18 protein-coding genes and 1 tRNA gene are annotated in these 21,809 nt (G+C 51.5%); 7 read left to right on the top strand and 12 right to left on the bottom strand.

Annotated features, from left to right (window positions below; all coding sequences use genetic code 11):
* Window positions 1-52: 52 nt before the first annotated feature.
* Together C8267_RS09250 and C8267_RS09255 are read right to left on the bottom strand one after the other, a co-directional pair.
* Window positions 53-1,489 carry an OmpP1/FadL family transporter gene (locus C8267_RS09250; RefSeq protein ID WP_087360286.1) on the bottom strand — a complete coding sequence of 479 codons (1,437 nt, stop codon included), beginning with the start codon at window positions 1,487-1,489 and terminating at the stop codon, window positions 53-55.
* Between the two features lie 458 nt (window positions 1,490-1,947).
* Window positions 1,948-3,144, bottom strand: coding sequence for a pyridoxal phosphate-dependent aminotransferase (locus C8267_RS09255; protein WP_106634405.1), 1,197 nt, complete (start codon window positions 3,142-3,144; stop codon window positions 1,948-1,950).
* A gap of 314 nt (window positions 3,145-3,458) precedes the next feature.
* Here C8267_RS09255 and C8267_RS09260 point away from each other — a divergent pair.
* The 3 genes from C8267_RS09260 to lnu(AN2) all read left to right on the top strand — a co-directional run bounded on the left by C8267_RS09260 (window position 3,459) and on the right by lnu(AN2) (window position 5,612).
* Window positions 3,459-3,543 (top strand) — tRNA-Ser (locus C8267_RS09260).
* 326 nt (window positions 3,544-3,869) lie between these two features.
* Entirely contained in the window at window positions 3,870-5,075 is a 1,206-nt protein-coding gene (mef(En2), locus tag C8267_RS09265; protein ID WP_005786079.1) for a macrolide efflux MFS transporter Mef(En2), read from the top strand.
* Window positions 5,076-5,099: 24 nt separating this feature from the next.
* Entirely contained in the window at window positions 5,100-5,612 is a 513-nt protein-coding gene (gene lnu(AN2) / locus C8267_RS09270; RefSeq protein WP_004308783.1) for a lincosamide nucleotidyltransferase Lnu(AN2), read from the top strand.
* Window positions 5,613-6,058: 446 nt separating this feature from the next.
* Here lnu(AN2) and C8267_RS09275 read toward each other — a convergent pair whose 3' ends face one another.
* The 8 genes from C8267_RS09275 to C8267_RS09310 all read right to left on the bottom strand — a co-directional run bounded on the left by C8267_RS09275 (window position 6,059) and on the right by C8267_RS09310 (window position 14,579).
* Window positions 6,059-6,412, bottom strand: a complete 354-nt coding sequence (locus C8267_RS09275) for a nuclear transport factor 2 family protein (protein ID WP_004308780.1) — start codon at window positions 6,410-6,412, stop codon at window positions 6,059-6,061.
* Window positions 6,413-6,500: 88 nt separating this feature from the next.
* Window positions 6,501-7,904: a mobilization protein gene (locus tag C8267_RS09280; protein WP_106634406.1), complete on the bottom strand. Its 1,404-nt coding sequence runs from the start codon at window positions 7,902-7,904 to the stop codon at window positions 6,501-6,503.
* A 211-nt stretch (window positions 7,905-8,115) separates the two neighbouring features.
* Window positions 8,116-9,075 carry a toprim domain-containing protein gene (locus tag C8267_RS09285; RefSeq protein WP_106634407.1) on the bottom strand — a complete coding sequence of 320 codons (960 nt, stop codon included), beginning with the start codon at window positions 9,073-9,075 and terminating at the stop codon, window positions 8,116-8,118.
* A 205-nt stretch (window positions 9,076-9,280) separates the two neighbouring features.
* Window positions 9,281-10,357, bottom strand: coding sequence for an AAA family ATPase (locus C8267_RS09290; RefSeq protein ID WP_106634408.1), 1,077 nt, complete (start codon window positions 10,355-10,357; stop codon window positions 9,281-9,283).
* A gap of 14 nt (window positions 10,358-10,371) precedes the next feature.
* Window positions 10,372-10,680 (bottom strand): DUF3853 family protein, encoded by a 309-nt coding sequence (locus C8267_RS09295; protein WP_106634409.1) that lies wholly within the window; start codon window positions 10,678-10,680, stop codon window positions 10,372-10,374.
* A gap of 222 nt (window positions 10,681-10,902) precedes the next feature.
* Window positions 10,903-11,922 carry a hypothetical protein gene (locus C8267_RS09300; RefSeq protein WP_106634410.1) on the bottom strand — a complete coding sequence of 340 codons (1,020 nt, stop codon included), beginning with the start codon at window positions 11,920-11,922 and terminating at the stop codon, window positions 10,903-10,905.
* A gap of 7 nt (window positions 11,923-11,929) precedes the next feature.
* Window positions 11,930-13,225 carry a PDDEXK nuclease domain-containing protein gene (locus C8267_RS09305; protein WP_106634411.1) on the bottom strand — a complete coding sequence of 432 codons (1,296 nt, stop codon included), beginning with the start codon at window positions 13,223-13,225 and terminating at the stop codon, window positions 11,930-11,932.
* 70 nt (window positions 13,226-13,295) lie between these two features.
* Window positions 13,296-14,579, bottom strand: a complete 1,284-nt coding sequence (locus tag C8267_RS09310) for a site-specific integrase (protein WP_106634412.1) — start codon at window positions 14,577-14,579, stop codon at window positions 13,296-13,298.
* Window positions 14,580-14,986: 407 nt separating this feature from the next.
* Between C8267_RS09310 and C8267_RS09315 the strand changes: the two genes are divergently transcribed.
* The 4 genes from C8267_RS09315 to C8267_RS09330 all read left to right on the top strand — a co-directional run bounded on the left by C8267_RS09315 (window position 14,987) and on the right by C8267_RS09330 (window position 19,732).
* Window positions 14,987-16,204: a site-specific integrase gene (locus C8267_RS09315; protein WP_106634413.1), complete on the top strand. Its 1,218-nt coding sequence runs from the start codon at window positions 14,987-14,989 to the stop codon at window positions 16,202-16,204.
* Window positions 16,205-16,215: 11 nt separating this feature from the next.
* Complete coding sequence (locus tag C8267_RS09320) at window positions 16,216-16,569, top strand: protein-tyrosine kinase (RefSeq protein ID WP_106634414.1); 354 nt, start codon at window positions 16,216-16,218, stop codon at window positions 16,567-16,569.
* 369 nt (window positions 16,570-16,938) lie between these two features.
* The gene (locus C8267_RS09325) at window positions 16,939-18,402 is read left to right on the top strand and encodes a BACON domain-containing protein (RefSeq protein ID WP_106634415.1); all 1,464 of its coding nucleotides are present in this window, start codon (window positions 16,939-16,941) and stop codon (window positions 18,400-18,402) included.
* 55 nt (window positions 18,403-18,457) lie between these two features.
* On the top strand, window positions 18,458-19,732 hold the full coding sequence (locus C8267_RS09330; protein ID WP_158699769.1) for a leucine-rich repeat domain-containing protein: 1,275 nt from the start codon (window positions 18,458-18,460) through the stop codon (window positions 19,730-19,732).
* A 131-nt stretch (window positions 19,733-19,863) separates the two neighbouring features.
* Here the strand turns inward: C8267_RS09330 and C8267_RS09335 are convergent, their stop codons facing one another.
* Together C8267_RS09335 and C8267_RS09340 are read right to left on the bottom strand one after the other, a co-directional pair.
* Entirely contained in the window at window positions 19,864-20,163 is a 300-nt protein-coding gene (locus C8267_RS09335) for a helix-turn-helix domain-containing protein (protein ID WP_106634437.1), read from the bottom strand.
* A gap of 12 nt (window positions 20,164-20,175) precedes the next feature.
* Window positions 20,176-20,466 (bottom strand): helix-turn-helix domain-containing protein, encoded by a 291-nt coding sequence (locus C8267_RS09340; protein ID WP_106634417.1) that lies wholly within the window; start codon window positions 20,464-20,466, stop codon window positions 20,176-20,178.
* Window positions 20,467-21,809: the final 1,343 nt, after the last annotated feature.

A 21,809-nucleotide genomic window follows, 5' to 3' on the forward strand; every position in this document is an offset into this window, starting at 1 on the left:
CCTCCCGCATTGGGGCGAAGCGCACCGCAAAGATAGTAAAATATTCCGGCTTTCAGAAACGGAAGTTCAGACCGAGCGAGAAGGTGTGGGCGCGGGCCGTGTAGTTGCCCGAGAAGTCGGTCGTTGCCTGGGCGGCGCCGACGCCTGCCAACTCGAGCACCGAGTTGGTGTAGGGGTAGGAGCCCGTGCGCTCGGGGTCGGCCGAGTTGACGTAGCCGTAGGCCAGGTCGATGTCAAGCCAGCGGGTCGGACGCAGCGTCAGACCGACCGTGTAGGCCAGCTTGGTCATCGAGGGGGTCTCGGGATTGAGGTAGTCGCTGCTCACGGGGCTCTCGTCGACGTACATACCCATGCGCGCCGTCAGAAAATCGCAGACGCGGTACTGGCCGCCGATGCGGACCGCCAGCGTGTTGGAGTAGTTCTTGTCGCTGGCCAGCGTCATGACGGTCGTGTTGTCGGTCGGATTGACGAGCTCGACGTCGAGCCGGTCATAGGCGCTCCAGAGGACATACTGCAGGTCGACGGCAAACTCCCACTTCGGCGTCGGGCGGAAGCTGACGCCCCACGTGAGCGAGGCGGGGAGCGGAAGTTCGGTCTTTACCACGGCCGAGGAGAGGTTCTGCAGCGTGGAGAACTGGGGAGCCTGGAGCAGCTGACCGAGAATCTGACCGATGGCGGGGTCGTCAATCGTCTTGAGGGCGATGGAGCCCGAGTTGACCTTCATGCGCAGCTTCGAGCGGTAGGTGAAGCCGAGCGACCACTGCTCGTTGATGTCCCACATGATGCCGGCGTTGACGCCGACGGCCATCTTGGCGTCTCCCTTGAGGGCGAGCGACATGAGGCTTCGGTCGCCGGCCATCTCGAAGATGTTGGGCAGCGTCGGCATGGCCGTCTGCAGCGCCCCCATGAGCAGTTGGTTCTGGGCGTTGTCGGCCCCGACGGGGAGCAGCGAGCGCGAGAGGTCGAACGTACCCCAGGTCATCATCAGACCGGCGCCCACCGAGATGTGCTTGCCGATGCGGAAGCCGACGGTCGGCTGGAGGTTGTAGGCCGAGAGGTTGATGGACTGCACCAGATGGGCACCCGCCCAGTTGTCGCCCCAGTTCATCGAGGAGCCAAAGGGGGTGTTGAAGGCCAGACCCACCGACATCCAGTCGAGCGGCTTGTAGTTGATGTAGGCGTAGAGGGGCGTCGAGATTTTGTTGTCCGAGGTGAAGTGGCGCTGGGGCGTGGCGCCCGTGTAGTCGGGCAGCGAGGTGTAGGTGGCCTTCGAGGCGATGCCCGTGATGCCGACCGAGATGTCGAATTTCGATTGCTGGAAGGCAGCGGCGGCAGGGTTGAACCACACGGACTCGGAGTTGAGCTTCATGGCCGTACCGACGTGTCCCATACCGTTCTGCTTCGAGGAGAGGTTGTTTACCTGGTATCCTTCGGCCGAGGCCGCGAGCGTTGCCGCCGTGGCGGCCAGAAGGAGGAGGACTTTTTTCATGTCAAATGGTTTAGGTTAATACTTGGCGGGCCCTTGCGGGGCGCGCAGCAACGGCGGCAAAGGTAGGAAAACAATCCGTGCGCCCCAAAGAAATTGGTCGGAAAGTCTTAGAAATTGGAATAAACGGTAGAACATTGGCCGGTATGTCGGGTCGGACGACCGGCGTGGCTGCTGCCGCAATTGATTGTGCCGGGACAGCGGGGCGGCGGGAGAGCGGCAGGACGGCAACAGGGTAAAGACGGGCCGCGGGCGGGGTAGGCGAGGTAAGAGGGGTAGGAGGAAGCACACGCTCCGCATCGGAGCGGCCGTGTGGGGTAACGGAGCGGCTGCGTTCCGCATCGGGGCGGCCGGGCAACGTCTGAGTAAAGGTACGGACAAAGGCAAGGGCCGCACTTCGGTGTGCGACCCTTGTCGGAAAACTTGCTGCCGCCGCTCCGGCGGGGAGGGCGGGGCTTCGGCTATTTGCGGCTGTTGTAGGCCTCGAGCGCCTTTTCGAGCAGGAAGAGGGCGCGCGTGAGGTCCCGCTTGTTCAGCACGTAGGCGATGCGCACCTCGTTGCGGCCGTAGGCGGGGTCGGAGTAGAAGCCCGAGGCGGGGGCCATCATGACGGTCTCGCCCTCGTAGCTGAAGTCGCTCAGACACCAGGCGCAGAAGTCGTCGCTGTTCTCGACCGGCAGGCGGGCCACCGTGTAGAAGGCACCCATGGGGATGGGGGAGTAGACGCCCGGGATGCGGTTGAGCCCGTCGATGAGGCACTTGCGCCGTTCGATGTACTCCTCGTAGACTTCGGCGCTGTAGGAGCGCGGCGCATCGATGGAGGCCTCGGCGACAATCTGCCCCAGCAGCGGGGGCGAGAGGCGCGCCTGGCAGAACTTCATCACCGCGTCGCGCAGCTTGCGGTTCTTGGTGATGAGCGCGCCGATGCGGATGCCGCACTCGGAGTAGCGCTTCGAGAGGGAGTCAATCAGCACGACGTGCTCCTCGATACCCTCCAGATGGCAGGCCGAGATGTAGGGCGACCCCGTGTAGATGAACTCGCGGTAGACCTCGTCCGAGAAGAGGAAGAGGTCGTAGCGCTTCACCAGGTCGCGGATGCGGTCCATCTCCTTGCGCGTGTAGAGGTATCCGGTGGGGTTGTTGGGGTTGCAAATCAGGATGCCGCGCGTGCGCTCGTTGATGAGCCGCTCGAATTCGGCGATGTCGGGCAACGCAAAGCCCTGCTCGATGGTCGAAACGACGGGGCGGATGACCGCACCGGCCGAGATGGCAAAGGCCATGTAGTTGGCATAGGCCGGCTCGGGGACGATGATTTCGTCGCCCGGGTTGAGGCACGACATAAAGGCGAAGAGCACCGCCTCGGAGCCTCCTGTGGTGACGATGATTTCGTCGGGCGAGAGCTTGATTTGGTACTGGGCGTAGTACTCGACCAGCTTCTCGCGCAGCGAGCGGTAGCCGTCGCTGGGGCTGTATTCGAGCACCGTGCGGTCGATGTGGCGCAGTGCGTCGAGGCCGACCTGCGGCGTGGGCACGTCGGGCTGGCCGATGTTGAGGTGGTAGATTTTCGTGCCGCGCGCCTTGGCCGCTTCGGCCAGCGGCACGAGTTTGCGGATGGGCGAAGCCGGCATCAGCTCCGCACGTTGGGAAATGGGTGGCATTGTTCGTCGCTCGTTTTGTCCCCCGGCCGCGGCGTAAGGGGGCGCGGAAGTGCGCCTTCGGGCCGAGTCGGGGTAAATCATTAACCTGACCGTCCGATGGTGGGGGAGTGCGCCGTGCCGCGGCCTTTGTTGGGAACGCGTGCACGGGCAGCAGTCCGATACCTGTCGGATTGAGCAAAGATAGGACTTTTCGCGCGAAAGCGGAAACCGAGCCCGCAAAATTGTCGTGCAGGGTGCCTCTCCGGGCTCAGTTGCAGCGAAATAATGGCGCCGGAGATTTGGCGGAATGGAAAAACCGTACTATTTTTGTGCCCGGAGAGATGGCAGAGTGGTCGATTGCGGCGGTCTTGAAAACCGTTGAGCTGCGAGGCTCCGGGGGTTCGAATCCCTCTCTCTCCGCAACAAACGCTGAAAATCAGCAGATTGCAAAACAAACACCCAGTTTTACACCCAAGAATGTAAAGTCGGTGTTTTTGTTTTATTTAAGATAATACAACCACTACATAATAAAAGAGTAGCGATATTAAAAGAATCCGATGAGAAAAGACTAATATTTATCTATCCATTCAGTTTGATTTTTCAGGACTTTACATCGTCCTGAAAGTATTTGTTATTGTATTCCAACGTCAGGAGTGGATTATAATACAAGTTTTTTGTGTGGATAGAATTTCGTTTTGCTTAATGTACGAAAGTACTTATCTATAAACGCATGAAATATTAGCACAATGAATCATTGGAAATCAACTTTGGCCGTGATAGGAATAGGCCAACTCATATCTATTTTAACAAGTACGATTGTTGGCTTCTCCATTATTTTTTGGATTAGCAACGAATTTAAATCCCCGACAGCTTTATCTCTGGCTATTTTAGCTGGATTTTTACCACAATTTGTATTAGGCTTGTTTGCCGGGGTCTATGTTGACAGATGGAATCGAAAGAAAACGATGTTTTATTCGGACTTGTTCATCGCGTTCTGTACCCTATGTCTTTTTATTGTGATAACCAAGGGTTATAAAGACCTTTCTTTTTTTTATCTATTGACTGCTTGTCGTTCAATAGGCAGTACGTTTCATGCACCTGCTTTACAGGCAAGCATCCCTCTACTGGTTCCCAAGCACCATCTTGTCAGGGTATCAGGTTTGTACCATTCCATTCAATCCTTCAGTGAGGTGATAGCTCCCGTTGTAGGGGCAAGCCTCGTTGTTTGGCTTCCCATACAGTATATTCTGCTCATAGATGTGATCGGAGCTGTTGCTGCTTGTCTGACCTTACTTTGTGTCCAGATTCCTTCTCTTCAAAAAACGAAAGTTCTTCCAGATTTCAAAAAAGAACTGACGGAATGTTGGCATACCTTGCGGCGTACAATGGGCATTTTGCCTTTATTCGTATGCTTTACGCTGGTGACTTTTGTCCTTATGCCTGTTTTTACGTTATTTCCTTTTATGACGCTTCTGCATTTCAACGGAAACATTTTGCAAATGGGAGTTGTGGAAATGGGTTGGGGCTCAGGGGCATTGTTGGGCGGTTTAGTACTTGCCTGTAAGGCTTTGAAAAGCAAGCAAACATTAGTGATGCATACGGCTTATGTGATATTGGGATTGTATCTGATTAGCGCCAGTTATTTACCATCAAGCGCATTTATAGGTTTTGTTTGCCTAACATTTACAGGAGGCATAGCCTATTCCATTTACCATGCGCTTTTCATCGCTATTATTCAGCAGAACTTGGCTTCGGACATGCTTGGACGGACTTTTTCTCTCATCTTTAGTTTGAGTACCTTTCCATCAATGCTGGGTATCGTAGCTTCAGGATATTGGGTGGAAGCATGGGGTATCACATCCGTCTTTATGATCAGCGGATGGGTTATCTTTCTGATTGGAGTGGGTGCAAATTTTATTTCTTCAATCAAGCAGTTGGATAATTACGCATAGTATTATTTATTAAAGAATTATTATATGACAAAGAAAGAACACACTACGATTACAGAGTTATTTCAAGTTTTGGACTTGTTGGAAAGCCTGGACATGCAGTTTTGGTTGGATGGAGGCTGGGGAGTGGATGTCTTGTACGGACAGCAAACCCGCTTGCATAGAGATATTGACATTGATTTTGATGCCAATTATACAGACCAACTCCTTGATCTTTTGCAGGAGAGAGGATATCAAATTGAAACAAATTGGTTGCCCACCCGTGTGGAACTGTATAGCAAAGAATTAGGCTATATTGATATCCATCCTTTTGTCTTGAATGCGGACGGCACTTCCAAACAAGCCGACTTGGATGGAGGCTGGTATGAATTTCAACCGGACTATTTTGGAACAGCAGTCTTTGAAGGCAGAAGCATCCCTTGCATTTCTGCAAAAGGGCAACAAGTATTCCATTCGGGCTACGATTTAAGAGAGAAGGATATTCACGATTTATCTATAATTAAACAATGTATAACAACAATGAGCCTAACAATTAGATAAGAACAAGAAAATGACAGAAAAACAAATTGTCTGGTATATCTTACTTACAGAAGTAAAGATAGACAGTGACACCCAGTCTGTCACATCCCTGAGTGTAGCTCCATTGGCAGTCTTGCCGGAATTCCAGCGTAAGGGAATTGGGGGGGGATGTTGATTCAGTAAGCCCATCAGAGGGCAGCACTTTTGGGTTACGGCACAGCAGTCGTATTGGGGCATAAAGAGTATTATCCTCGATTTGGCTATCGCAAGGCTATCGATTTAGGAATTGAATTTCCTTTCGAAGTCTCTCATGAATATTGCATGGTGGCTGAATTAATACCTGGAGCTACTGAGAATGTGAAAGGTATGGTTTGTTATCCAACTGACTTTAAATAGTTTAACAAGTAAAATTCATTATATAACTCGGACTGGGTATTTCAATTTCCCAGTCCGTATTCTGATAGTACTTATTCAATTGGAAGATTGTGTTGCTTCAAGAATGAAAGTTTATCCCAATACCCTCTTTGAAAGACGATTTTGTTATCTTTTACATGAAAAAATCCGCATCCACGAAGTCCAAGAGAGTCTTTCCATTCCATGATAGCCCATTCGCCATCTTCAAAAATATTTTCCACCATACAAACCATTTTAGCAGTGGCAAATTCATTCACAAACATTTTGTAGATTGATTCTTTACCTATTATTGGTTCGTTTGCGACTTGATGATTTACTGCATTAGTAGCATACAGCTCTGCTATATGATAAGCATCTGCTTTGTTAAAGCAATCTATCCATTTTTCCAAAACTTCTTTAGGCTTCATTTTTTATAAATTCTTAGGATTTTGATTCTGTAATAAAAACAATCTGTTTGGATGCATAGATACTTGATTTTATTAATAATAGGCTATTCTATATTCTAAATCCTCTGGATTTTTGCTCTCTCTGCACCGAGTTACGTAGATTCTGCTGTAACTTTTCCCATTGTTCCTTAAACCATTGTACTATGGGTTGTCGGTTTATGGTCAGCATAAGCTTACCACTATCCATCGGATGTTTCTCAACCCTAAAAATATCATTCTTGATGTCAAATTTCCACCTGTGTTCTTCGGAATAAATTTTGCCACTACATTGTATGGATTCTTTCTTTGTCAAGAGGTTTTCTATCATGTCTTTGGTAAACCCGATAACAGCGCATAATTTTTCCATTCTCAACATCTCTTTGAACATGGGAAACCATTTGTGGGCTTTTTCAAGCAAGGTGCTCAATCGTGATATTTCCTTGTCTTTGGCTTCAAGTTCTTGATTATGTATTCTTTGAAGATTACGAATTTGTCTGCTATGCTGTTCCTGTATTTGTTGTATCTGAATTTTTAATTCATCAGTAGCTTTGTCCCGTTTGGTAATTTCCTGATGTAGCTGCTCGATGTGATGTTCCAGTTCTTTCAGCTTACCGCTTCCGAAAAGAGAACCTACACCGCTTGCTATGGCGGTAGCAGCATTGGTGGCTGTTTTCTTTAGTTTGTCCGTGCGTATCTCTGCTTTTACCTGTTTGAGTTCCTGTTCGGCAAGGCTTACTTGTTGTTCCTTGTGTCGCTTGGTTTCCTCTATACGTTGCAGTTCGGCTTTCTGCTTCTCAATGATGAAATCATTTCGTTCCAGATGCTCTTTACCTGTGACAGCTTTTGCCTGTCCACGTTCCATCAGGAGAATATCGGAAGCAAGGGTCTGCATGGTTGCCATATCCTCGTCATTGAGCTTTCGGCTCTTTCCAGTTTCATGGTTCATCCAGTCGAATACGACATGAGCATGATAATTTGGTTTGAACCATCTGTTACCGACTTGGAAGCTCTCCTTGTCTTCTGCTTCCGGCTGACCGTTCAGCCAATGCCCTTCGTCTTTATGCAGGAAAATCTGTAGCGGAGTGATGTCCCAGCGTCTTTGGCACTCTTCACCGAATTTGCGTACATCAGCCAGTGTGGTGTCCGGTCTGATAAGCAATACTCCTTCACGGATGGGTGAGCATCCCGCCACCTTGATAATCTTTCCATTCTTTCCCTTGCGTTCCCTTTCCTTTTCCTGCATGGCACGTCCGGTCTTTTCCTTGACCATTTGCTTGATATTGTCATAATGAGTTCGCAGTTCGGGAGTGCCGAAGTCGGGATTTATCCACTGTTCGTTATCGGTGGAAAGTTCGGGAACGACATAGATTCTGGACTCCCCGATATTACGCATATACTCGGCAGTCCTTCGGTTGTGTGCCTCGCTCGATGCGATGTTGCAAGGCTTGATATGTATGCTTGATTTTGTTGCCATAGCTTCTTTCCTTTGTTTACAATTGATTTACTTTGCTCGCTTTCGCAGAGGGGTTCTTAGGGGTAACCCATAAGCGGAGATTGCAAAGAGAGGGTCACTCTTTGCTCGGGGTTCTCAGGGGTGAAACGCCCTGAGTAGGTCATTAGGGCAAAGCCCTAATCCCCTCGGGAGAGCCCACAACTACGCAAGCGAAGCGTGTAGTTATAGTGGGCTATAACCGGAAGCCTTTCGGTTTCTTGGATAATGCCTCATCCCTCTTCCTGACGGATTGCATTTGCTCTTTTCTATCAGCCATGCGCTTCTGCAAATACTCGTTCAGGTCTTTGCATCCGCAGTAGATTTGGGAAGCGTCCCATATATACTGGGTGCTGTCGTATTCCTTGCGGATTTGCTGAAGGGCTTCCATTCCTGCACGGTCATTGTCAAAAAAGCAGTGGATGCGCTCATAGCTTCCCAACGGATAAAGTGCTTTAGAAACATTGGCAACAGAGTTCAGAACCATGTAATCCTGCCTGTCGAAATCAGGGTATTGCGGACAGCTTTCGAGCCGTAGGGTCAGAAATGAGAGGTAGTCCATAAATCCCTCGAAAACGAAACACGTGCCTTTTGGCTCTCCCGACTGTCTGATGTGGGATATTTCCTTCGGTGCGATACAACCCTTGAAATATCGGTTGCGGATTTCGTAACCGCCCGACATGTTGGGAAATGCAATGGCGAAGTACCGTTTGCCGTTGTGCGTAAACCGCGCTTCCTTACATTCTTTTTTCGCCAGTGCCGGATTTATTCCCCTTTCCTGCAAGTAAGCGAGCAAGGCAGGAGAAGAAAGCGGCACAATTTCCAACTGTTGGAAACTCGGCTCTGTAAATGACTGCTTGCGAAAAGAGAAAGAAACGGGGCGCACGTGCGGTGCCTGTTCCTCTATGCGTTTCAAAAGGTACGGCACGCTGTCCGTTGCATAGAGGTGCGAAGCCAGCGCGATGATGTTGCCGCCCTTGCCGAGCGCAAAATCATACCATTGGTTCCGCTCGGTGTTCACCTTGAACGAGGCTTCGGTTTCTTCCCTGAACGGTGACTTGTACCACAGGTTGATGCCCTGCCGCTTCACCGGGCTATATCCCAAGCTGTGCAGGTATTCTTCCAGTCTGATTTGTTTTGCTGTCTGTATGTCCATAAATGATTGTCTTTATCGGTTATTGTTTGATTTTCTTTTCGCCAGTACCTGTTTATAAGTTACTGGCTGTATAACCACTTCACTTTATTGTCGTATATATAGGATACGGCTTAAAGTGAAGCGGTTTGATGTGTCCCTGCAACCACTTCGCTTTATCCTAATATATAGACCCGGAGAATAAAGTGAAGTGATTGCAGGAAGCGTGTCAATAGTGGAAATCCGGTTCGTACCTGTACTTCCTGCCGTTTTCCTGTACTATCATCCGCTTGTTCTTCAACACTGTGATGAGTTTGACCAGCTTGTTGTCGCTTAACGGAACACCCACCAAGGCATACGACTCTTTCAATGCTTTGCCCAGTTCTTTATATCCGTATTCGTCCTGCAACGAAAATGCTGCTTCCAGTGCTATCCGGTGTTGTTGCTCGGAAATATCCTTGCAGGCATCGAACCTTTCGCCTTGGGGTCTGCCGGGTGCTTTGGCTTCTGTCTGGTAATCCTCTATCAGTTCAGGCAATGCCCTGTCATTGATACGGAAGGCAAACGGTTCGAAGTCCATCGCTCGGATGTGCATGGCGGAAACCTTGCTTATGTCCCCGTTGCTCTTGTCCTTTTCAACAAGTAGCACGGTTTCTGCCTTGTTGTTCAGTTCCGTGCCGATATGTCCCCTCGCGTTCTCATCGCCCTTGTTCTGGTGGAGTATCGTGTGGATATGTATCTGCCTGTCGTCCGTCCACTGCATCAGTTTCGATATGATGCGTGTCGATTCGCTGGGGCTGTTGATGTCATACACCATGTCACGGATTCCGTCTATCACCACCAGACCAAGGTTCGGTGTATGGTAGATTGCCTGTTCGACAATCCTTATGCGCTGCTCCGGCGTATATTTCCGCAGGGCAAGGAACTCAAGGTTCTCGTTATCCCTGTCATCGGGCAGCCCTGCCATGCGCATGATGCGTTCCATCACATTCAAGCAGTGATAGGGGCTTTGCTCCGTATCCACGTAAAGCACTTTCCGTTTGGCTTCGGGCAGTTCAGCCGCATACCGGAGTACCGTGCCGTTCTTCAATGCCGCTGCCACGATAGCCGACACATTGAATGTCTTCTTGCTTTTGGCTTTTCCGATGGATGCGCTGAAATTTCCCAACGTACCGATTACGGAACCTTTCACACTGAGAATTTCGGGGGCTTTCTCGTACTTTTCCGACAGGCTCAGCCGTGAGGCTTGCCAGAGGATTACCGCCTGTTCGTCCGATATTTCCTGGATGTCTTTCATATTGTCCATAGCGATTCCTCCCGTTATTTGCGTCCGCCTGTTTTCTTTCCTGCCAGTTCAAGGGCAAGTTCCGCGTCCACGATAATCTTGCGCCCTATCTGAGTGATAGCCTTGTCTATCTTTCCGCTTTTCTTTATGCGGTTGGCGGTAGGCAGGCTGCACCCGAACAGCTTGGCTATGCCGGGTATTCCGTACACATATTTCCTGCTTGTGTCCGTTACGGGCTGCGGCTGCGCTTCTGTCTGAACGGATGCGTGCCTGCTCAACATTATGAACTCTTCGCCTGTCATCTGCCAGACGGGTTTGGATAATAACTCTTGTAGATTTTGCATGGTTCTACTCTTTTTTGGTTCAACAATCAGCCCTGCGCACTGGCTGTTATTTCTGTTCTCGAACGATGCAAAATTAGGTAGGGTTATGAGTGGTAAGGATGGGGACGGTACAATCTGAATATTGATATATCTTATTGAATATCAGTAAATAAAAATACCACTCAAAAATTAATTTGAGTGGTAAAAGTGGAACTTTCGTAAAATATCAGGATATGTCACCGATTATCTGAATATATGCTCCATTTCTTTGGCGAATTTCTGGTTGCTGTCACTCGGAAAATCGGAAACAGGCTCCTTGTACTTTGACTTGTAGTAGCTATCGTCAATATCCAGCAGTTTCAGTATTCCGTCTTTCCATTTGTCCCTGTCCTGTTTGGAGAGTTCCTCGCCCATCAAAAATATCAGATAGCATACACGGATTTTCTCTCTCGGTTTGATTTTCAGCTTGCAGTTGCAGGGTTGGAAATTCATATTGGCATAGAAATCCGGTGCGGAAATTTCCTCGAACTGTTCTCCAACACATACCTCATGAATGAGCGAAAGCAATTTCATGCTGAAATACTCTTGTTGTTCATCCGCCGTTTCCTGCTGACTGATTGGCTTGCCCGGCTCGTCCTGTCGGTTCCCGTCAGGAATGTATTTCTTCAATACATCCAGAAAAAGGCAACTTTGGCGGTATATGTCCGCACAACGGTTCTTCATATATTGAAAAGCCTCCTTTCTTGTTGCCTTTTGCTGGTCATAGAGTTCATTCAGTTTGGCTCTTTCCTTGTCATATTCAGCCTTGCAGCGTTCATATTCTTTTTCAGCCTGTTTTTCATCTTCGGCAGTATGTTCCCTGTAGCCAATGGAATCATACCTGTTGTTGGCTTCATTCAGCGGTTTGCTTAGGCTCCTTGTTACATCCAGTTGGGCTTCAATTTCAAGGGAATACCTTTCCATATGCTGATGGCAAACACGCTCTACGGCACTGTCACTTATGGGGTGTGTTTCATAAGCCTGTATGCTCTTTTCTATTTCGGTTTTCAGGCTGTTGAGTATCAAGGTGTATTGTTCTTTTTGCCTGTCAAGCACCAGTTTAAGGATAGCAGACTCAAAAGACTTCATGTCATTGTATTCCTGACAGAAATCGGAAATGAATTTCTGCCTGTCAAAAAAGAAAACGTAATTATCTATATAGTCCCTGTATATTCTGTTGAGTTCCCCGTATCGGGGAATCATCGTCTGTATCTTGTCTGCCATAAGTGTCCTACTTTTGTTTGTTCTTTTCATTGTCAAGAAGCATCGTCAGTTCTTCTTCCACCTGTTCTATGCTCGGCAACGCCGATTTCAGGTTCTCCGGCACAGCCTTACTGAGCTGATAATCGCTGATGCCGATAGGCTGGTCATAGCCTGTCAGTGCATATTGTGCTACAATCTCATCCTTGCCCTTGCATAGCAGCAGCCCGATGGTCTTGTTGTCGTTCTCTCCCCTCAGCTTGTCATCCACTACATTGATGTAGAAGTTTAACTGTCCGGCATATTCCGGTTTGAACGGGGTCGCTTTCAGTTCCACGACCACATAGGCATGAAGTTTTATGTTATACAGGATTAAGTCGGCATAGAAATCGCTGTCGCCAATCTGGAAATGCTTCTGCCTTGCGACAAAGGCAAATCCGTTGCCCATCTCCAACAGATAACGGGTGACGTGCTTCACCAGTTGTTCCTCTATGTCCCTTTCGTCCGCACGTTCTTTGGCTCCCGCCAAATCAAAGATATACGGGTCTTTCAACAGGTAGTTGGCAAGGTCACTTTGGGGTGCAGGAAGCGTGGCGGTAAAATTATTGACCTTGCGGCTGTTAATTTGCCTTTCGTACAATTTGCTTTCAATCTGCATTTTAAGGACATTGCTGCTCCAGCCCATTTCCATGGATTGCTTCATATACCAATAATCGATACCCAACGGGAGGGAACTGTTTAGCAGAATCACATGGCTTGCCCAATTGATTCTTGCAACAGGTGATACAAGGAACAGTTTTTCTATGTCCTCAATCGGTACTTGATAAACGGCGGCTACTGTTTGGACTACATCCTGAATTTGTGCAAGAGGTTCTTGCACAATTGCAATTTCCTTGTTGTCTGAGGATTGAATTTGCGCAAGAGGCTCTTGCGTAAATGTCATATTGTTCAGGCTTTGAAGTTCATCCGTGATTTTCTGCACACTTGGAGTAAGTAATTTCGCATCGGTTTCTATAAAACTCCGTAATGCGCCCAATGGATAGGAGCGTGCGAACTGGCACATATAAGCCAAGTTTCGTTCCGAATACCCTTTCTTTTCAGGATAGTTGAACCGTATTGCTTGTGCCAGTCTTTTGATGACCTTGCCGCCCCAGCCTTGTCGGTTCTGGTGGTACAGGATGTAATTGCCCATCTTCCAATAGTGGAACAGCATCTGCGCATTGGCGGCACTGATGAGCCGGACTTGCGCCTGCTCTATTTCTGACCCGATGGCATTGACAAAAGCCTCGAAACTTCTTTTCTCTATGTTGTTGTCGTTGTTGCTCATTGTTGTATGTTTTGAAAGTCACAAAGGTAAGCCCAATAACAGGCATTTCATGAAACTTGCTGATTGTTTTTTACAGTTGGTTGAATTTGTTCATTGCATTTGCCTTGATGTCATCTGCGATGTCAATATAAGGTTTCATGGCTTTATAATCGCTGTGTCCCGTCCATTTCATGACCACTTGTGCCGGGATACCGAGTGCCAAGGCGTTACAAATGAATGTCCTTCGTCCGGCGTGAGTGCTTAACAGTGCGTATTTGGGTGTCACTTCATCTATACGCTCATTTCCTTTATAATATGTTTCCCTTACAGGCTCGTTGATTTCAGCAAGCTCGCCTAACTCTTTCAGATAATCATTCATTTTCTGATTGCTGATGACTGGCAGTGCCATGTTGTTCTCAAAGTGAATGTCCTTGTATTTTTCAAGTATGGCTTTGCTGTATTTGTTCAGTTCAATGTTCAGGCTGTCCGCCGTTTTGACGGTAGTAACTTCTATGTGGTCGGATTTGACATCACTTCGCTTCAAGTTACGCACATCTGAATACCTTAGACTTGTGAAACAACAGAACAGAAAAACATCCCGAACACGTTCCAAATATTGTTTGTCTTTGGGTATCTGATAGTCTTTCAGTCTATTCAATTCGTCCCATGTCAGAAAGATTACTTTCTTTGAAGTTGTTTTCAATTTCGGCTTGAATGTATCAAATGCAATGTTTTGATTATATCCTTTCTTGAAACTCCATCGCAGGAACCATTTGAGGAATCCCATCTGTTTGCTGATGGTACTGTTTCTCATGTCTTTCTTGTCACGCAAGAAGTTTACATACTCGTTTAGTCCGAACTCATCGAAATACTCAAAAGTCACATCTTCTTTGAACTCTTTCAGGTGATTTTTTACGGCTGCAAATTTTTCGTATGTGGATTCTGTCCAGTTGTTCTGATTACCACATTCCTTAACAAACTCATCAAATACCTCCCAAAAACTTATTTTAGTATCTTCTTGTTGCTCCTCGCTGCCATTTTTCATTCGCAGATTGAATGCTTCTTTCAACTGTTGGGTGGTCGGCATGGTTTCCTGTACCTCAAATTCTTTGAACACGTTTTGAATTTCAGCATAGTATCTTAGCAAATCAGCATTGATTTCAGATGCGCTTTGCTTTAATTTATTGGTACATCCGTTCTTTACACGCTGCTTGTCGGTATCCCACTTGGCTATATCAATGCGGTAGCCGGTTGTAAACTCGATGCGATGGCTTGCGTATATGACACGCATACGGATGGGTACGTTCTCCACGATTGGAACGCCGTTCTTTTTGCGGCTTTCAGGTGCAAAAATGATGTTTCGTTTGATGTTCATGACTGGGTGTATTTGAAATTCTACACCCAAATATACACCCAAAAATTGAAATAGCGAGCGATATTCGATAATATTTAGATTTAATTATGATTGTAATAAGCTGGTTATTAATAGATATTTGCGATTATGTGATATTTTAAGATAGTACAGGTTCGAGAGCCTCTCTCTCCGCCAAGGGGACTGGACAAAAGCCCCGAAAATCCCTGTAAGCAGCTCACTTACAGGGATTTTTGTTTTTGCCGGGTGGACAGATGAAACACCCCGCGGCAGCCTTTCGGGTGGCAAAACGGTGCCGCCGCCGTTTCCCTGCCACCGCAGGCGGGTTCTTATTCGCTGATTGTCTGCATTTTGCATGCCTTGATTTTGCGCGTTGCCACGTAACTTTACCACCGTAAAACACAAGAGTCATGTATCCGGAAACAACATCCCTGAACATCTCGTTCTACATCCGTCGGACGAGACCGAACAAGCACGGGGAAGTCCCCGTGTGCGTCCGCATCACGGTCAACGGCCAGTGCACCGACACCACCATCCACAAGAGCATCCGACCCGAGTTGTGGGATGCCAAACGCAGCCGGGCCTCCTCGCGTACGGCACTGGGCAAAAACCTCAATCTCTACCTCGAAAACGTCCGGGCACGCCTCGTTTTCGTCCACCGCGAACTGGAGATGGACGAGCAGCCCTTCACCGCCCAACAGGTCCTCGACCTCTACCTCGGCCGCAAGACCTCAAACCGCCACACGCTCTTCGAGCTCTTCCGCGAACACAACGACAAATGCCACCAGCTGGTGGGCATCGATCTGGCCGAGGCGACGGCCGGGCGTTACGACACCTGTCTGAAGCACACGCTCGCCTTCATCCGCCACACCTACCGCCGCGACGACATCGAACTGGAGCGGGTCGACCGTCGCTTCATCGAGGATTTCGGGTTCTTTCTGAAGACCTCATGCGGCTGCAGCCACAACACGACGATGAAGTATCTGGGGAACTTCAAGAAGATCACCCGCATCGCGCTGGCCCGCGAGTGGATGCAGCGCGACCCCTTCGCCGGGATGCGCTTCAAGATGCAGCCCGTGCGGCGCGAGATGCCCGAGAAGGCGGAGATCGACCGCATCCTGCACAAGGAGATCACCATCCCGCGGCTGGCGCTGACGCGCGACATCTTCATCTTCTGCTGCTTCACGGGGCTGGCATTCTCGGACATCAAGCAGCTCGCACCCGAGCACATCGTCACCGACATGCAGGGCCACCGCTGGATCCGCAAGCCGCGTCAGAAGACCGGCAACATGTGCAACATCCCGCTGCTGGAGATCCCCGAGGAGATCCTCAAACGCTACCGCACCAATCCCGAATGCCTGGCGCACAACGTGCTGCTGCCCGTGACGAGCAACCAGAAGATGAACGTCTACCTGAAGGAGCTGGCCGACATTTGCGGCATCCGCAAGAACCTCTCGACGCATTGTTTGCGCCACTTCTTCGCCACCTACACGCTGGCCCACGGGGTCTCGATCGAGAGCGTGGCCAAGATGCTCGGCCACTCGAACACCAACATGACGCGTCACTACGCCAAGGTGCTCGACCAGACCATTCTGCGCGAGATGAGCAAACTGCCCAGCAACCTCTGACACCGGCCGCGATGGAAGGCTTTTTCACGGGGTCGATTACGATCGACGACGAGCGGGTCGTGATCCGCCGCACGGCCGGGGGCGAAGTATGGCTCGCACAGCCGGAGATTGCCCGCCTGTTCGGAGTCTTTGAGGCGGCCGTACGGGCCAACATCCGGGCCATCTACCGCTCGGAGGCATTGCGCCGGGGGCCGACACAGCGGATCGTCCACGGGGTGGAGTTCTACAACCTGGAGATGATTGCGGCGCTGGCCTTCCGACTGCGGAGCCTCGAGAGCGAGGCCTTCCGCCGCTGGCTGCTCCACCCCGCCGCCCCGCACCTGAGGTTGGTGGAGCTTCCCGATGAGACCGCGCCCGCCAACTGACCGGTCGGGGCGGGACGACCACGATGAGCCGTCCAGCCGCCGGGGCCCGCTCCCGGAAGCGGCCATCTCTTCCCTTCCATCGGCCGGCCGCCCCACCGGGCCCCGCAGCCGGTCTTGCGCACACACTAACGACGCCTCAACGGACGCTGTCTTTCCAACTGAAGGCGGCGTCCGTTCGCATTTGCAAGGCCGTTTTGCGACCGGTTTCAAAATTGCCTAAACGACAAAAAATTGCCTAAACGACAATTTTCCAATTGCCTAAATGACAAAAACAAATCTTTCCGACAAAATTCACCTCCCGAACCGCACAAAGACGCGGAAATTTCGATTTTTTCACCTACCTTGCATACTCACATAAAAAAGAGCCATATGAAACAGCTTTACCTTTTGCCCCTGCTTGCCATCCTTGCCCTTACGGGCTGCAAGAAGGATGATGATGCCTCCCGTCCCGGGAACCTGACCATCGAGAAGACCGAATACACACTCGACGCCGACGAGGAGCGGACCGCAACGGTCGCGTTTACCGCCGCGGCCGACTGGACGCTTTCGGTCGTGTACGACGATGCCGAATCCTCGGCCAACTGGCTCTCCGTCACGCCCATGAGCGGCACGGCCGGCGAACAGACCGTCGAACTGTCGGCCGCCCGAATTTTCCGGGCATCGGCCCGCACGGCTTATGCCGATCTGGCCTGCGGGAAACAGAGCGTGCGGCTGACCGTCACCCAGACGGCGGCATCCGACGCTACNTTTACCGCCGCGGCCGACTGGACGCTTTCGGTCGTGTACGACGATGCCGAATCCTCGGCCAACTGGCTCTCCGTCACGCCCATGAGCGGCACGGCCGGCGAACAGACCGTCGAACTGTCGGCCGCCCGCAATTTCCGGGCATCGGCCCGCACGGCTTATGCCGATCTGGCCTGCGGGAAACAGAGCGTGCGGCTGACCGTCACCCAGACGGCGGCATCCGACGCTACGGATTTCACCGCCCAATTCGACCCGGACTTTGCAAAGGAGCTGCAAAAACAGGGTATTATCGCCGATGCGGGAAATATCACGCCGGAGGATATGGAAAAGATTGCCGCAATCACCAGACTGGACATTGCGGGGAGCTATGACAATCCCGGTACGCTTACCTCTCTGCGAGGGATTGAGTATTTCGAAGCGCTGGAGGAGTTGTCCTGCCTCTACAATCAGTTGACGTCGCTGGATGTGAGCCGGAATACGGCGCTGACAGAATTGAGGTGCGACTACAATCAGTTGACGTCGCTGGATGTGAGCCGGAATATGGCGCTGACAGAATTGAGGTGCGACTACAATCAGTTGACGTCGCTGGATGTGAGCCGGAATACAGCGCTGACGTATTTGGACTGCAACAACAATCAGTTGACAGAGCTGGATGTAAGCCGGAATACGGCGCTGACGGAGTTGGACTGCAGCGGCAATCCTTTGACGACACTGGATATCAGCATGAATACGGCGCTGACGAAGTTGTACTGCGCCATCAATGAGTTGACGACGCTGGATGTGAGTCGGAATACGGCGCTGACGGAGTTGAACTGTGCCAACAACGAGTTGACGACGCTGGATGTGAGTCAGAATACGGCGTTGACGGTGTTGTCCTGCTTCTCCAATGAGTTGCCATCGCTGAATATCAGCCGGAATAGGGCACTGACGAAGTTTGACTGCTCCTACAATCCCGGAGACGGGGTTTCGAGCTTTCCGGTAACAGCCTGGTTCGACAACGATACGAAACCGGGTGATTTGGAGATTGACGAAGAGCAGTGGAAGTACGACGGCAAGACCATCACCATCGACTTCCGAAAGGCGGAGTAACGGCGCCAACTCCTGTTATATGAACCGACTGCAAATACAAATACACATTATTACCATGAAGACCCTGAAATCGATTTACTGGCTGGCCCTCGCGGCCGCCCTTGCCCTTGCCGCCTGCAGCAAGGAGGATTCGGCACCAACGCCGGAACCGAATCCCGAGCCCGAGCCCGAGCAGACCGAAATCGTCATCGAGCAGACCGAATACACACTCGACGCCGACGAGGAGCGGACCGCAACGGTCGCCTTTACCGCCGCGGCCGACTGGACGCTTTCGGTCGTGTACGACGATGCCGAATCCTCGGCCAACTGGCTCTCCGTCACGCCCATGAGCGGCACGGCCGGCGAACAGACCGTCGAACTGTCGGCCACCCGCAATTTCCGGGCATCGGCCCGCACGGCTTATGCCGATCTGGCCTGCGGGAAACAGAGCGTGCGGCTGACCGTCACCCAGACGGCGGCATCCGACGCTACGGATTTCACCGCCCAATTCGACCCGGACTTTGCAAAGGAGCTGCAAAAACAGGGTATTATCGCCGATGCGGGAAATATCACGCCGGAGGATATGGAAAAGATTGCCGCAATCACCTCTCTGGACGTTTCAGGGACTGAAGATGCGCCCGGCGCCCTGACCTCCCTGCAAGGAATCGAGTATTTCGAATCGCTGACGTTCTTGAAGTGCGACTCCAATCAGTTGACGACGCTGGATGTGAGCGCGAACACGGCGCTGACGTTCTTGATGTGCAACTCCAATCAGTTGACGTCGCTGGATGTGAGCGCGAACACGGCGCTGACGTATTTGTACTGCCACTCCAATCAGTTGACGAAGCTGGATGTCAGCGCGAACACTGCGCTGACGTATTTGTCCTGCTCCTCCAATTCGTTGACGTCGCTGGATGTGAGCCGAAATACGGCATTGATGAATTTGTCCTGCTACTCCAATTCGTTGACGTCGCTGGATGTGAGCCGAAATACGGCATTGACGGATTTGTGGTGCGAATCCAATCAGTTGACGGAGCTGAATGTCAGCGCGAACACGGCACTGACACAGTTGGTCTGCAACGCCAATCAGTTGACGGAGCTGGATGTTAGACAGAATACGGCGTTGACAGGGTTGTGGTGCTACGACAATCAGTTGACGAAGCTGGATGTCAGTGCGAACACGGCGCTGACGTGGTTGTCCTGCGAAAACAATCCCGGCGACGGGGTGTCGACATTCCCGGTCACGGCCTGGTTCGACAATGAGACAGTGCCGGCAGGTTTGAATGTACACTCATCGAGTTGGCGGTACGACGGCAAGACCATCACCATCGACTTCCGAAAGGCGGAGTAATTCCACCCCCACGTTGACGCGCGGAAGGCGGCCCGGAAATTCCGGGCCGCCTTTTTCCGATCCGGCCGCCAACAATGCTGACCAGCGGCGCCACCTGCCGCCCACCCGCAGCACCGCCAGCGTCCCGTCGTCTACCGCCGCACCGGGCCGAAGTAGCGCTCCTCAAGAAAACGCTCGATATCCGACTCGCGGTAGAGAATCTTGCCGCAGACGCAGTAATAAGGAATCTCGTGCGAGGAGCGATGCTCCTGCAGCGTACGGCGGCTAATCTTCAACCGCTCCGACAATTCGCGATCCGTCAGGTAGCGTTCGCCGCCCAGCATCGGGCGGTTCAACTCCACACAGCGGTCCAGATCCCGCTCCAGCTGCTCCAGCGTGCGGAGCAGCTCCTCCGGACGTTCGTCCGTCCGATAAACCGACTGGGTCTCCATCGCCGTACGCATTTACCGTTTGCTCCCGCTGCGGAGGGCCGACGCGGCCAGCAGCCGCTCGACATCCGCGGTTTTGTAGTAGACCTTGTGGCGGATCTGCGTGCAGGGCAGCAGCCCCCGTTCGCGGTAACGTTGCAGCGTCCGCTTCTGAATGTTCAGCAGCAGGAAGACCTCTTCGTTGTCGAGCCAGTGCTGCAGCGTCTTGTCCTGCCGGCGGCACAGCTCCGCAACCCGCCGTGCCAGCGCCTCGATGCGTGCGACCAGGCGGTCGTAGCTCCGTTTTTCAACCATCATGTACTCCATAATCTTTTGCGTTTAGGGTTCCGGGAGCGAAGATAGGGTCTCCCGGGCCGATTGATCCGCCACCGACGCGCTATGGCAGTGGTTGGCGTCGGTGTGGCACCGGTTGGCGTCGGTTGCGGGGGTGCGACGCCTCCGAAAGAGCAGATTTCAGACGACCGTTCGGGAACCGGACGGGCACGTCGGGGTATCGGCATTCGGGCGGAAAGCAGGTAGAGCGATTTCGGTATGCCGCGGTGCTCCCGGAGCTCCTCACACGAGCGGATGGCATCCGCTTCGGCCGCAAAGATACCGCCGAGCCGTCGGGCCGGGGCGCATCGAGCCGCAGGCGGTTTTGACACCGATCTTCCTCGACGCGCCGGGACAGTTCGGGGATTCAGCGGCGGCAGGCGAGCGTATCGGCGTCAAAAATCCGTCCCGGGCCGGGCTCCGCGGAGAAAAAGACGTCCGAACCCGGATACCATCCGCACCGGCTCCGTTACGGCACCGAGATTCCGCGCCCGAGGCACCTCCTTCGCGCTCCTCCACGGCGCGGGCTGCTCTACCCTGCCCGATCCCGCCAACCGGCCTCGGAGATGTACGCTCCTCGGAGAGGCATCCCGCTTCGCCTCCACTGTCCCGGAAAACCTCCGACCTCCCACCCGGCATCGGAATCTCCATCGGCCCACCCATACTGACATCAGCAAAACAGCGAACCAGCAAAACTACACAACAACACAACTGCACAACGACACAACAACAAAACAAAACAGCACAACTGGGAAACAGAAGACCATGACTTCAGTCAGTACTGAAGTCAGTCAGTCAATCAGTACTGAAGTCCGTCAGTACTGACGTCAATCAGTCAGTCGGCCTTTTTGAATAAGACGCCCTGCGGTTGAATAAGACGCTCTGCGGGCCTTCCTTTTTTGATCGGTTTTGTTCCCGATGTCGGCTTCGGGAACGTGCAGTTCGCCTCTTCAGACTGGCCAGCGAACAAGCGGGAACGGGACGAGATATTCGACCCGTTTTTAGGGGCAAAAACATTATATGTTTTGGCCCCGGCAAGCTGTGTTTTCCGTTACGCGAAATAGATTTCGTAACAGAAAACAGCTTGCCCGCAAGGGGGTGGAAAACTCCTCCGAAGTCGTCGTTTTTTACCGGGCACTCCGTGTGCCGAGACCGAATTCCCGACAGCCGGCGGATTCTCGCCAGCTTCACTCAAGACCCGTTTGAAATGCGGATACTGTTCCAAATAGTGTGTCTAGGGAGGAATAAATAAAAAAGTCTACAGATTTTTTAGATTTGTAGAGGCAAACCAACAAAAACTAAAAAAGGAGTAGACTTATGGTATTGACAAAGGAACA

The organism is Alistipes sp. Marseille-P5061, from assembly GCF_900290115.1.
Classification (GTDB): Bacteria; Bacteroidota; Bacteroidia; order Bacteroidales; family Rikenellaceae; genus Alistipes; species Alistipes excrementigallinarum.

What these genes read in the sequence shown, in the direction of transcription:
- C8267_RS09295 (WP_106634409.1), bottom strand. Translation starts at nt 10,680, where the DNA reads ATGCAAAATCTACAAGAGTTATTATCCAAACCCGTCTGGCAGATGACA.
- C8267_RS09330 (WP_158699769.1), top strand. Translation starts at nt 18,458, where the DNA reads ATGAAGACCCTGAAATCGATTTACTGGCTGGCCCTCGCGGCCGCCCTT.
- C8267_RS09285 (WP_106634407.1), bottom strand. Translation starts at nt 9,075, where the DNA reads ATGGACATACAGACAGCAAAACAAATCAGACTGGAAGAATACCTGCAC.
- C8267_RS09290 (WP_106634408.1), bottom strand. Translation starts at nt 10,357, where the DNA reads ATGGACAATATGAAAGACATCCAGGAAATATCGGACGAACAGGCGGTA.
- C8267_RS09250 (WP_087360286.1), bottom strand. Translation starts at nt 1,489, where the DNA reads ATGAAAAAAGTCCTCCTCCTTCTGGCCGCCACGGCGGCAACGCTCGCG.
- C8267_RS09275 (WP_004308780.1), bottom strand. Translation starts at nt 6,412, where the DNA reads ATGAAGCCTAAAGAAGTTTTGGAAAAATGGATAGATTGCTTTAACAAA.
- C8267_RS09315 (WP_106634413.1), top strand. Translation starts at nt 14,987, where the DNA reads ATGTATCCGGAAACAACATCCCTGAACATCTCGTTCTACATCCGTCGG.
- C8267_RS09320 (WP_106634414.1), top strand. Translation starts at nt 16,216, where the DNA reads ATGGAAGGCTTTTTCACGGGGTCGATTACGATCGACGACGAGCGGGTC.
- C8267_RS09305 (WP_106634411.1), bottom strand. Translation starts at nt 13,225, where the DNA reads ATGAGCAACAACGACAACAACATAGAGAAAAGAAGTTTCGAGGCTTTT.
- C8267_RS09310 (WP_106634412.1), bottom strand. Translation starts at nt 14,579, where the DNA reads ATGAACATCAAACGAAACATCATTTTTGCACCTGAAAGCCGCAAAAAG.
- C8267_RS09255 (WP_106634405.1), bottom strand. Translation starts at nt 3,144, where the DNA reads ATGCCACCCATTTCCCAACGTGCGGAGCTGATGCCGGCTTCGCCCATC.
- C8267_RS09280 (WP_106634406.1), bottom strand. Translation starts at nt 7,904, where the DNA reads ATGGCAACAAAATCAAGCATACATATCAAGCCTTGCAACATCGCATCG.
- C8267_RS09335 (WP_106634437.1), bottom strand. Translation starts at nt 20,163, where the DNA reads ATGGAGACCCAGTCGGTTTATCGGACGGACGAACGTCCGGAGGAGCTG.
- C8267_RS09340 (WP_106634417.1), bottom strand. Translation starts at nt 20,466, where the DNA reads ATGGAGTACATGATGGTTGAAAAACGGAGCTACGACCGCCTGGTCGCA.
- C8267_RS09300 (WP_106634410.1), bottom strand. Translation starts at nt 11,922, where the DNA reads ATGGCAGACAAGATACAGACGATGATTCCCCGATACGGGGAACTCAAC.